The organism is Gardnerella vaginalis ATCC 14018 = JCM 11026 (assembly GCF_001042655.1).
Lineage (GTDB): Bacteria > Actinomycetota > Actinomycetes > Actinomycetales > Bifidobacteriaceae > Bifidobacterium > Bifidobacterium vaginale.
In genome coordinates, this window is sequence record NZ_AP012332.1 from 1,159,857 (window position 1) to 1,171,786 (window position 11,930).

Annotated in this window: 9 protein-coding genes; all 9 read right to left on the bottom strand. The window is 42.9% G+C overall.

Translation table 11 applies throughout. The annotated features are described in order from the left end of the window. Position 1 precedes the first annotated feature (1 nt). Positions 2-928: an ABC transporter permease gene (locus GAVG_RS04540; RefSeq protein WP_004114675.1), complete on the bottom strand. Its 927-nt coding sequence runs from the start codon at positions 926-928 to the stop codon at positions 2-4. 232 nt (positions 929-1,160) lie between these two features. Then, a complete protein-coding gene (locus GAVG_RS04545) occupies positions 1,161-2,792 on the bottom strand; it encodes a peptide ABC transporter substrate-binding protein (RefSeq protein ID WP_013399698.1) in 1,632 nt (543 codons plus the stop codon). A 543-nt stretch (positions 2,793-3,335) separates the two neighbouring features. Beyond that, positions 3,336-5,003, bottom strand: coding sequence for a CTP synthase (locus tag GAVG_RS04550; protein WP_004113351.1), 1,668 nt, complete (start codon positions 5,001-5,003; stop codon positions 3,336-3,338). 60 nt (positions 5,004-5,063) lie between these two features. Then, a complete protein-coding gene (aroQ, locus tag GAVG_RS04555; RefSeq protein ID WP_009994916.1) occupies positions 5,064-5,531 on the bottom strand; it encodes a type II 3-dehydroquinate dehydratase in 468 nt (155 codons plus the stop codon). A 3-nt stretch (positions 5,532-5,534) separates the two neighbouring features. Continuing rightward, the gene (locus tag GAVG_RS04560; protein WP_009994914.1) at positions 5,535-7,277 is read right to left on the bottom strand and encodes a bifunctional shikimate kinase/3-dehydroquinate synthase; all 1,743 of its coding nucleotides are present in this window, start codon (positions 7,275-7,277) and stop codon (positions 5,535-5,537) included. Beyond that, positions 7,274-8,461: a chorismate synthase gene (aroC, locus tag GAVG_RS04565; protein WP_048653131.1), complete on the bottom strand. Its 1,188-nt coding sequence runs from the start codon at positions 8,459-8,461 to the stop codon at positions 7,274-7,276. Before aroC ends, GAVG_RS04560 begins: the two co-directional genes overlap by 4 nt. A gap of 549 nt (positions 8,462-9,010) precedes the next feature. Then, the gene (locus GAVG_RS04570; RefSeq protein ID WP_042711365.1) at positions 9,011-9,514 is read right to left on the bottom strand and encodes an A24 family peptidase; all 504 of its coding nucleotides are present in this window, start codon (positions 9,512-9,514) and stop codon (positions 9,011-9,013) included. Between the two features lie 656 nt (positions 9,515-10,170). Continuing rightward, complete coding sequence (gene mltG / locus GAVG_RS04575; RefSeq protein ID WP_004114666.1) at positions 10,171-11,328, bottom strand: endolytic transglycosylase MltG; 1,158 nt, start codon at positions 11,326-11,328, stop codon at positions 10,171-10,173. 98 nt (positions 11,329-11,426) lie between these two features. Further along, a complete protein-coding gene (ruvX, locus tag GAVG_RS04580; protein WP_004113362.1) occupies positions 11,427-11,897 on the bottom strand; it encodes a Holliday junction resolvase RuvX in 471 nt (156 codons plus the stop codon). Between the last annotated feature and the right edge of the window lie 33 nt (positions 11,898-11,930).

Below are 11,930 nucleotides of genomic sequence, written 5' to 3' on the forward strand. Positions count from 1 at the left end.
CTTACGCGTAACGAATGCGCGGATCTAGAGCCGCGTACAACATGTCAACAAGAAGATTGCTGACTACAAATATCAACATAAGAAGCGTAACTATAGAAACAACAAGGTTTCCTTCTCCCTTTAGAATTCCCTGATACGTAAGGAATCCAACGCCATGAATGTTGAAGATTGTTTCCGAAATCATTGCGCCGCCCATAAGAGCGCCCAAATCTTGACCTAAGAATGTAACAACAGGAATAAGCGAGTTACGCAAAATGTGTCGAACAATAACGGACCCTTCTTTTAAGCCCTTTGCACGAGCCGTGCGCACGTAATCAAGCGATATGTTTGACGAAATTTCCGACCTTGTAAGTCGAATAATATATGCCATTGAAACGGATCCAAGAACTATTGCAGGAAGAAGAAGATCGTAGAATCCAGGATCATTGCTTGCAGTAACAGGCATAATATGCCACTTAACACCAAACAAATATTGGCCAATAAAGCCAGTAACAAATGTTGGCACAGAAATAAGAAGAAGTGATACAACCAGGATTACGCTGTCGTACCACTTTCCTTTCTTTAAGCCAGAGATTATACCGAAAGCTACGCCGAACAAGGCTTCGAAAGCAAACGCCATCAACGCAAGCTTAATGGTTACTGGGAATGCGCGGCCAATCTCGTCAATTACTGGCTGACCAGCAAACGTATGACCAAAATCAAGAGTAAGCGCATTCTTTAAGAACAACAAATATTGAATAATAAATGGCTTATCCAAGTTATACTCGGCACGAATTTGCGCTTCTACAGCATGGTTAATTGGCTTATCGCCAAACATTGCTTTTACTGGATCTCCAGGCAAAGCAAACACCAAAGCGTATACCAACAATGTTGTGCCGAGAACCACAGGAATCATCTGCAAAACACGGCGCAGAACATATTTACCCATTGGTTTCTCCTTATATATTTACTTAAAAATTCGCATAGCACACACCCAACTTGTGGCTTGCATATTGATTTAACCCAACCTAAGTAAAAACACAAAGTGCTGCCTCGAACAGCGGATAGAATTTTGTAATTTTATTCGCCATTCGAAGGCAGCAGCACGTTTTTACATGCTATTAAATTATGGTTTATTTTTTAATAGCTACTTGATATTAATAGCTACTTGATTTTGATCTTTACTTGTGGAGCTTGTAGTAAAGTGGCATATTCTGCCAATCCATTACAAAGCCCTTCAAGCTTGGAACCATAACAGCCTTAGCGTTCGAGTAGAACAGTGGTACGTATGGAAGATCCTCAAGAAGAATCTCGTTAGCTTGCTGATAAAGCTTAGTTGCCTCAGCTTGCTTAGAAGAAGAAGCCTTCTTAAGCAAAGCATCGAACTTAGGATTCTTGTAATCAGCTTCGTTAGAACCATTGCCATCTGCAGCAACGGAAGCAAATTCCTGAGTCAAGTAGTTTTCTGGGCTTGGGTAATCTGGCATCCAGCCTGCACGCCATGCACCTTTAATCTGACGCTGTTCGCATGCGTTACGGAACTCTTGGAATGTTGGAACTGGAGTGGTTTCAGCATTAATTCCAAGATGATTCTTGAGGGAGTTTACAACTGCGTCGAACACAGACTTAGCGTTGCCATCGGCGTTGTAAGTAAAGGTAAGAGGACCATCATACTTAGAGATCTTGTCTGCCTTTGCCCAAAGTTCCTTAGCCTTTGCGGCATTAAACTTAAGATTTTCGTGACCCTTAAGATCTGCCTTGTAGCCTGGAGTCAAAGGAGAAGTGAACTCGTTTGCAGGAGATGCAGTGTTGTTAAGAACCTTCTTGATGATGGTTTCGCGGTCGATTGCCATAGAAACAGCTTGACGACGCAAGCGGCCTTCTTCGGTAGTTACATCGAAATGTGGCAATTTTGCAGGAATACCGAACTGCTGGATTACAGAACCTGGACGGTTGTATGCCTTCACAGTGGTGTCCTTTTGGAAAGTCTTGGTTTCGGTATCTGGAATGTTATCGGTCATATCAAGATTGCCAGACTGAACATCGCGGTAAGCAGCGGTGCCGTCGGTGTAGATCTTAAAGGTAATGCCGTCATTCTTAGCCTTGCGTGGGCCATCGTAATCTGGGTTCTTTACAAGTTCGATCTGCTTGTTGTGATCCCAAGACTTAAACAAGTATGGTCCAGAAGAAACTGGTTTTTCGCCATAAGCCTTTGGATTCTTGTAGAAGGATTCTGGAAGAGGAGCGAATGCAAGGTAACCAACCTTAATAGCAAACACAGAATCTGGCTGGTTCAAATCAACAGTAAAGGTGTACTTATCTACAACCTTTAAGCCAGAAAGCTGCTCGTCGCCCTTAGTATCATTCTTCTGCAAGTCTTCGTAGCCCTTAATGGTTTGGAAGAAGGAAGAGCACTTCTGAGCATTCTTAGCGTTTGATACAAAGCTCCAAGCCTTAGTAAAGCTTTCTGCGGTGATTGGAGTGCCATCGCTGAACTTCTTATCTTTTTTAAGCTTAACAGTGTATTGGGTTGCATCGGCGTTTGGAGTTACGCTCTCGGCATCTTCATTTACCGTGTTGCCCTTTTCATCAAAAGTGACCAACATGGAGTTGACCAATAGAGCAGGACGACCACCAGCATTTTCGTTAATGTTTCCCGGAACAAGCTCGTTCTGAGGCTCGGAGTTGTTTACAGTAATAACAACCTTGCCACCATTTGTTTGAGCGGTCTTCGAAGCAGAAGAACCGCATCCACCGAGCAGCATAGCAATCGAGCACGCAGCTGCGGCAAAAAGTAATGCCTTATTCTTCATATGTTTTCTCCTAACGTCGGGTATGGCAGGATTCAATTAAATATCACGAAAAAGTCTCATTACAAGCTTTACAGGCTTTTACAGGCTTAATAAATAAAATCCACCTAGTATTTATTGCCAGATGGATTCTTTGCAAAGCCAATAAGGAGGCCTCTTCGTTGATTAAAATTCAATCATACGGATTTTATTAAACAACGCAAGCTAAAAGTCTAAATGTAAAATTTACTGTTATTTTGTCTATAAATCATAAAAACAACTATTATAATAGAAAAATATTAGATTAAATCGTATTTTAGATGATATTTTGCCAAGTCTTTTACATTTGTATAGATATTACAAAAATGTAAATTTGCACTAGAAATATGTAACAATTATGTTAAACGATGCAAAATATGCAACAAGATGATTAAGTATTAATCAAAATAAAAGTGGTGTAAATTCGCACCCAAATGTACGATTCTACACCACTTAATAAATAAAATCAAATGAATATTGAAATTATTTTTAAAATATTTTTATTATATTTTCACCTATTGGTAAATACTACTTAGACTCGCTAGCCTGATGTTCAAGAGCAGCCGCCACTAAACCAGCAAACAGTGGATGAGGCTTAGTTGGTCGAGACTTAAACTCTGGATGAGCCTGAGTTGCCACATAGAATGGGTGAACTTCCTTTGGAAGCTCCACAAACTCAGTCAAATTACCATCTGGGCTTTGACCGCTAATACGCAAGCCGGCTTCACGCAAACGATCTTTATACGCCACGTTCACTTCATAACGGTGACGGTGACGCTCAGTAACATGCGTAGTACCGTAAAGCTCAGCAACAATAGAGCCTTCTTCAAGAAGAGCAGGATAAGAGCCGAGTCGCATTGTGTGACCCATATCTCCCTTACCGTCCACAATATCCTTCTGCTCTTCCATAGTTGCGATTACTGGATCGCCACAATCCTTCTCGAACTCAGTGGAATTAGCATCCTCAAGACCGAGAACGTGACGAGCGTACTCAATAACCATAGATTGCAAGCCAAGGCAAAGACCAAGCGTTGGCAAACCATGCTCGCGAGCGTAACGCAAAGCGCCAATCTTACCTTCAATACCGCGAATTCCGAAGCCGCCTGGAATAACCATGCCATCCATTTGGTCAAGAGCCGCCGCCGCACCTTCTTGAGTTTCGCACTTGTCGGCAGCAACCCAGCGCACGTTAACCTTAGCCCAGTTTGCAAAACCGCCAGCCTTAATAGCCTCAGTAACAGAAAGATATGCATCTGGCAAATCAATGTACTTGCCAACAATTGCAATGTTTAGCTCATGCTTTGGATGATGCACGCGCTCAAGCAAATCTTCCCACTCGTTCCAATCAACATCGTGGAATGGAAGCTCAAGCTCACGAACAACGTAAGCATCCAAGCCCTCGTTGAACAAAATCTTCGGCACATCGTAAATGCTTGGAGCGTCAACGCAGTTCACAACGCCTTCAGCGTCAACATCGCACATAAGCGAAATTTTGTCTTTAATGCCTTGATTAAGCGGACGATCCGAACGCAAAACAAGCGCGTCTGGAGAAATACCAAGAGAGCGGAGCATCATCACAGAATGCTGAGTTGGCTTAGTCTTTAATTCGTGAGCTGCGGCTATATAAGGCACCAAAGAAACGTGCACAAACATGCAGTTTTCAGGACCTAAATCGCGACGAACTTCGCGAGCAGCCTCCAAAAATGGCTGGGACTCAATATCTCCAACAGTACCGCCGATTTCCGTAATAATCACGTCTACATCGTCGCTAGCCTGCGCGCGCATACGCGACTTAATTTCGCCAGTAATATGCGGAATAACCTGCACGCACTGACCCAAATATTCGCCAGCACGCTCCTTACGAAGCACAGACTGATAAATCTGACCAGTTGTAACATTCGCTTTTTGACTTAAGAAAACATCGAGGAATCGCTCGTAATGACCAATATCAAGATCTGTTTCTGCGCCGTCTTCTGTAACGTAAACCTCACCATGTTGGAATGGGTTCATTGTACCCGGGTCAACATTGATATAAGGATCGAGTTTTTGTTGTAAAACGTGAAGACCACGACTACGCAAAAGTCTGCCTAATGAAGATGCAGTAAGACCTTTTCCGAGGGACGAAACAACGCCACCAGTGACAAAAATATGCTTTGTAATATGCTCCTGAGAGTTACCATGTTTTCTTCTAACCATGGAACTCCATAGTATCTTCGAGCCTCGACTCGGAAGAATAATTGAAAAGTCAAATCAAAGTCAAATCAAATGAGCAACAGCCTCGAGCGCAAGCTTATATCCATACAGTCCCATGCCTGTAATAGTTCCAGTTGCAACAGGACTAATCACGCTTATTTTCCGGAAAGAATCGCGGGCAGAAGGATTAGAAATATGCACTTCCATTAGTGGCACTCCAGCATCTAAAACCATGTGCGCAGCATCCGCGAGCGCATAACTGTAGTGCGTAAAAGCAGCAGGATTCATAACTACTGGCGTATGAGTATCAGCAGCTTCGTGCATCCAATGAACCATTTGCGCTTCATCGTCGCTTTGGTGAACTTCCACTTGTAAATTAAGCTCTTGTGCCCACTTTTTGCAAAGCGCGCACAACGTTTTAAAATCTTGACTGCCATAAACGTCTGGCTGACGAACGCCTAATCGCCCCAAATTTGGACCATTTACTACTAAAACTTTACGGATGTTTATAGTGTTTTCTGCATCTACCATTTTCTAACCTCTAATCTTATTAAACGCTTCGCGAATCGCCTCCAGCGGCGGATTATCTAAGTGAATCGGGTTTCCAATCCCGTCTAAAACAACAAATCGTAAGGTGTTGCCTCTAGCTTTTTTATCTTTATGCATCAAGTCAAGAACCTTAGCAAAAGCATCGTCATTATTGCCGCCGCCATTCCAAGATATTGGCAATCCAAGTGATTTTAAAAGCGAGCGATGATACTCAACGTCTTCTGGACTTAAATAGCCCAAAATTTGCGCAAGGCTCGCCGCAAAAACCATTCCAACAGCAACCGCGTTTCCATGACGCCAAGAAAAATGCTCGATTTGCTCAATCGCATGCCCTAAAGTATGCCCATAATTCAAAAACTCGCGCAAACCTTGTTCTTTTAAGTCGTTAGAAACGTGGTATGTCTTAACGCGCACGCTTTTTTCTATTAGATCGCAAACCATATTATTTAAATCTGCATCGTCTAAAATAGAAGGACCATCAACAGAGCGCAACTTGCTAGCATTTTGAGGATTTTCCAGAATTTTTAAGATGCTAGAATCGCCAATAAACCCTGATTTTGCAACTTCTCCAAGTCCTTCAACAAAAATATCGTTAGGAAGAGTAGAAAACGCGCAAGTATCTGCCAAAACGCCAACAGGAGTGTAAAAACTACCAACCAAATTCTTGCCAGCTGCAGTATTTACACCAGTTTTCCCTCCAGTCGAAGCGTCTACCATTGCAAGAAGCGAAGTCGGGCAATTTACGTAGCGGATTCCACGCATCCAAGTAGAAGCAACAAATCCAGCTAAATCCGTAGCTGCTCCACCACCCAAACCAACAATCGCATCTGAACGCGTAAAACCAGCGTTTGCAAGGCGCGACCACACAAAATCCGCAACCTTAACAGTTTTACCAGCCTCTGCGTCTGGAATAAGAATATCGAAAACATCGTAGCCAGATGCGCGCAAAATAGATCTTGCTTTATCGCTATGTCTTTGAACAGGCTGAGTGTGAATTAAAGCTACTCGAACAGGCTGTTTTCCAAGCATTTGAGGTAAAAGACTCATAGCGCCTGCGCCAATATGAACATCGTAATCTTCAATATCTTTACCATCTACATGAACGATTCGTTGCATAATCATATCTTTTACCTTTCTTGCGGCAGGTTTTGGCGTTAATCCGTAAACGCGAGCGTGTAAATTCGCCACTTTGCAAAACACAGGATCACGCTTATCAAACAAATCCATCCATCGTTTTGCGCCATCTTCGCCGCTTAACATAGGACGATTAGAATTCCAGCTTACGCGCTCAATTGCATCACTTGCATTTACTTGCAAATACACAACACGACCGCCTAGCTTTGTATATTTTCTTAAGACATCTTGCGTCTCCTTACGCATTGGAGCACCGCCACCTAGGGCGACTATTGGGGCGGATTGCTCAAAATCTGGGAAAATAGCATCTCTAACAATTTGAGTTTCAATATCTCTAAAAGACTCTTCGCCAAAATCCTTAAAATATTGAGCAATCGGCATATTGATTTTTTGCTCAATTAAATCGTCTGTATCTATAAAAGGAACATTCAAAATATGCGCTAATTCCTTGCCAACACGCGTTTTTCCAGCTGCAGGCATGCCGATTATAACGGCTAACGGCATTTGAGTTTGCGATACATCTTGCGAAATGTCTTTCAAAGAATCTCTAAGCGAATCTGGCAAGGAATCATGCAAAGAATCTTCTTCGCTCATCTCATATGCTCTTTCCAAGATTGAACGTAATTTATAGCATTTCTAGCGGTTTCTTCTAGCGAATCTCCACCAAACTTTTCTAACGCATACTTTGCAAGCGTTAATCGAACCATTGCCTCTGCAACTACTGAAGCGGCTGGGACAGCCGTAAAATCGGAGCGCTGATTAATTGCCTGCGCTGGCTGGCCAGTAAGCACATCTACCGTTCGCAAAGCGCGAGGAATGGACGGAATTGGCTTCATTGCAGCGCGCACGCGAATTATCTCACCATTTGACATTCCACCTTCAATGCCACCAGCACGATTACTAAGTCGCGTGATTTTGCCATCTTCTCCTATTACGATCTCGTCGTGAGCAACCGAGCCAGGGCGATTTGCTTCTTCAAAACCGTCTCCAATTTCCACGCCTTTAATAGCTTGGATTCCCATAAGCGCGCCTGCTAAAGCCGCATCCAAACGGCGATCCGACTCTACATACGTTCCAACTCCAGCAGGCATACCATAAGCAAGCACCTCCACTACGCCTCCAAGCGTATCCGCATTGGCTTTTGCTTCATCAATGCGAGCAACCATGCGAGCTTCGGCATCTTTATCTAGAGTACGAACTGGCGACGCATCCAACGCATCAACATCGTCTGGTGTTGGCAGGGGTAAACTTTTGTTTATATATTCGCCGCCAATTCCAATAACATGCGCAACTGTTCGCACACCCAACGATTGGTGCAAAAACGCATCAGCTACAGCGCCTAAAGCCACGCGGGAAGCCGTTTCCCTAGCGCTCGAACGCTCCAAAACCTCGCGAGCATCACTAAAACCATATTTACGCATGCCCGTTAAATCCGCATGCCCTGGGCGAGGCCTAGAAAGCGGCGCGTTACGACCTTCCACACTTAAATCATGGTCTAACGGGTCTGCGCTCATCACTTCCACCCACTTTGGCCACTCACTATTTGCGATTTCTATAGCAATTGGAGACCCAAGAGTAACACCGTGGCGAACGCCTGTAAGCAAACGCACTTTGTCTTGCTCAAACTTCATTCGCGCTCCGCGACCATATCCAAGTCGTCTACGCGCAAGAGCAGAAACAATGTCTGCGCTAGTAATCTTAACTCCTGCTGGCACGCCTTCAATCATTGCCACCAGTGCTTCACCATGCGACTCCCCTGCCGTTTGCCATCTAAGCATGCCTTCTCCAATCGCGTTGTGCGTTATATTCTATTTCTACAAGTCTTGCACTTTGTAATGCACACTATTTTAAATCTGTACTCGATTCTAAATTCTTTATTCTACTAACCACTAAGTATTGCTCACGATTCACGGACTCAATCACACAAGCCTTTAACCACATTGAGTGAAATTTGTTGCAATGCTTTCCTATTTAGCGTTGTAGGAGGGCTGGCTAATTCTTGTCTCACAACGCTCCGCCTATTACGTGTAGTTTGTTGTTGCTGTTGTTCCGATTTGGCTTTGATTTTGTTTTTTGAGTTGAAGTTTGTTTGTAGGCGTGTGCCATTGGATTATTTGGTATCGGCTGCCGCTCTTATACTGTTCGACCAAGAATCACCCAGCCCTCTTACATGCTTGAACAATTGCGTATCTCTTAATCGCCTGAGATTCTCGATTTTTCTTGCTCTCTCGGCGAGTCACCACCTTCGGCGCTGAGGCTCACCTCTTTCGCTGCGAAAAATCTCGAATCTCTACCTTACTTAGCACTATAAAATCGCAGCAAAAAGTTCAAAGCATAACAGCGATGATTGCAGATGCAGCTAATACGGGTACAAACGGGATTTTATTTTGTTCATTTTGCACAAGATGCCCGCGGAAAAATCGCAAGCAGACTTTAGAGCAGATTTTCCACACTAAAATCCAAATTAATCCAAATATTCCGATTGATGCAAACCAGTAGATTATGCAATCAAATCCAAATAGCGCCAAAGCTTGAGCGATCATAGAAGCGCATGTAACATCGCCAAATCCAAGTGCTCCGCGCACGCAAAGTTTTTGCACCAAAACGTAGAATGCAAAAACTGATACTGCAAAAAGCCAGCCACGTAAAAGAAAATTAACATTATGAAAAGTAATCAGCGAAAAAATAAGGTTAGCGGCAGATTGCGCAAAAGCAGCTAGTACAACCCAAAGTCTAGGCACAATACGGCTTGTTAAATCCGTCGCACACACTGCAATCATGCATATAAGCGTTGGTGTTGCAAATAAACAAGTAACAATAAACTGACTCATTTGATTATGCTAAATAAGCGAAAATTGCATTGCAACAAATTTCACTCAATGTGGTTAAAGGCTTGTGTGGTTATGCAGATTGCACCAAGTATGGTAGAGATTCGAGATTTTTCGCACTGAATGAGATGTATCGCTCGCGCGTTACAGCGCGCTCACGTCTTCGCCGCACGTAAAGTCCACTGGACTTTACGTTTGAGCGGCTCAGCGAATCGAAGTGCATTAGCGCGCTACGCTCTAAGCGCTCATGCAAGTCGATTCGCAGTCCTCCGATGGTGATTCATCGAATGAAGAAGAAAAATCTCGAATCTCGGTGATGAGAGATACGCAATTGTTCAGACTCGTAAGAGGGCTGGGTGATTCTTGGTCGAACAATATAAGAGCGGAAGCCGATACCAAATAATCCAATGACTCACACTACAAACAAACCTAAACCAAAAAAACAAAATCAAAACCAAATCGGAACAACCGCAACAACAACCAACACGTAAGAGGCAGAGCGTTGTGAGACAAGAAACACCCAGCCCTCATACAACAGTAAATAGTAAATATTAAATGTCGTTCGCACGCTCTAAGCGCGCGAACGTCTTCGCTTGCGTTGAAAGCACACTGTGCTTTCAACCTTAAGCAAGCTCAGCGCTCCGAATTACCTTCGCGCGCTAGTTGGCGTTTTCGTTAGAACGCTTATACTCGTCGCGAATCTTCAAGAAATCATCGTAGTTATCCGCAAACTTAGTTTCGCCGGTCTTTAAGTTAGTGGTAACAAAATAAATCCATGATCCTTTTTCTGGATTAAGCGAAGCCAGAATAGCATTATCTCCAGGAATACTTATAGGAGTAGGCGGCAATCCTTTGCGAATCCTAGTGTTGTATGGATTACTTGCATCATCTAATTGTGCTTGCGTAAGGTTAATTGCCTTAATTCCAATACCGTAAGCAACCGTAGTGTCCATTCCCAAAGGCATGTCTTTAGCTAAACGGTTTAATATTACGCGCGAAACTTTACCATAATATTCACGATTATTTACTTCCGCTTCCGCAATAGACGCAATTTTGAGAATATCTTGACGCAGTTTTCCTTTAGGAACTCCCAATGAATCAAGTTTCTGAATACGCTTATCTACCATTTTGGCAAGTATTTTAGTAGCAGATTTCATGGATTTTACGTTGTAAACTCCAGGCTCCAACCATCCTTCAAAACTTCCACCTGCTTCTGGCGGCAAAATCCCCGCTCCGTCTGTTTTTTGAATCGCGTTAAATTGAGCAATGTCAATTCCAGAGATTTGTGCAGCCTTACGAATAACGTCTGTTGATCGTTCTCCTGCTTTAACGTCTAAGAATCCGCCTGCTTTACTTTGATCTGAAAGAATATTTACAACATCAATTGAGTTCATATACTTTTTAAGCGCATAAATTCCTGGGTATAAAATCTTGTTGTTCGCAGCAACAATATTAGAAAAAGTTGATTGTGACTTTACAACTTGCGCTTTAACAAGATTGTTCCCAACTTCTACAGATCCTTGACCTGGCTCTATCGTAAACTCAACGAATCCGTTTCCAGGTCCTGGCCAATCGTCCATAATCGTAGACTGATTGTTGGTTTTTATGTAAACCGCAACCCTGTATAAGCCATATCCAAGAACAAATAGTATTGCAAAAATTAGCGTAAGAATAAACGCTATTATACGTTTTCTCTTACTTTTACGTCGTTTTTGTGCTTTTAAATCTTTGCGCGATTTTGGAGGCACAGGTGGATTAGGAGTTTCGTGACTCCACTTAGCGTTTCGATCGAAAAAATCGTCGATATTCTCAGTCATTAAACGCTTCCTCCCGCTTGGACTGCTGGTTACTATTTCACAGTGACATTATTTCAGAATAACATTATTTCACAATATTGTCGTAGCTATTGTCTGCTTTAATTATTTTTGCAATCATTCTTATAATCGTCAATCGCAGATTGCAAAATTAACACTGCTGACTGCTGATCAACCATAGGACGATGCTTCCTAGTAGAAAAATCTGCATCTAACAGTTGTTTATGCGCCGTAACAGTTGTTAGTCTCTCATCTTTCCAAACAACTTCTGGAATAAAATCGAGAGACCAATCTCCATAATCAAAAAGCGACTTCATTCTTTTGACTAAATTAGTACCCCAACGACGCGCTTTTTTAGCAGATTTTCCTTCAGTTCCGTCTAATTGCAAAGGAAGACCTATTACAACACGACTAACACTATTATCTTCGATAATGTTTAAAACATCTTCAATCGCATTAAACGAATCACCATAGGATTGAACATTCCCAGCAGGATGAGCGAAAGTGAGCTCAGGGTCGGAAAGAGCTGTTCCGACCCTTGCATCACCTAAATCAATACCTAACCACACCATTTTTTGTGCCGCTTTTGGTAAAGATCGCATCGT

Coding starts and splice junctions, on each gene's coding strand:
- GAVG_RS04540 (WP_004114675.1), bottom strand. CDS start 928: ATGGGTAAATATGTTCTGCGCCGTGTTTTGCAGATGATTCCTGTGGTT.
- GAVG_RS04545 (WP_013399698.1), bottom strand. CDS start 2,792: ATGAAGAATAAGGCATTACTTTTTGCCGCAGCTGCGTGCTCGATTGCT.
- GAVG_RS04550 (WP_004113351.1), bottom strand. CDS start 5,003: ATGGTTAGAAGAAAACATGGTAACTCTCAGGAGCATATTACAAAGCAT.
- aroQ (WP_009994916.1), bottom strand. CDS start 5,531: ATGGTAGATGCAGAAAACACTATAAACATCCGTAAAGTTTTAGTAGTA.
- GAVG_RS04560 (WP_009994914.1), bottom strand. CDS start 7,277: ATGAGCGAAGAAGATTCTTTGCATGATTCCTTGCCAGATTCGCTTAGA.
- aroC (WP_048653131.1), bottom strand. CDS start 8,461: ATGCTTAGATGGCAAACGGCAGGGGAGTCGCATGGTGAAGCACTGGTG.
- GAVG_RS04570 (WP_042711365.1), bottom strand. CDS start 9,514: ATGAGTCAGTTTATTGTTACTTGTTTATTTGCAACACCAACGCTTATA.
- mltG (WP_004114666.1), bottom strand. CDS start 11,328: ATGACTGAGAATATCGACGATTTTTTCGATCGAAACGCTAAGTGGAGT.
- ruvX (WP_004113362.1), bottom strand. CDS start 11,897: ATGGTGTGGTTAGGTATTGATTTAGGTGATGCAAGGGTCGGAACAGCT.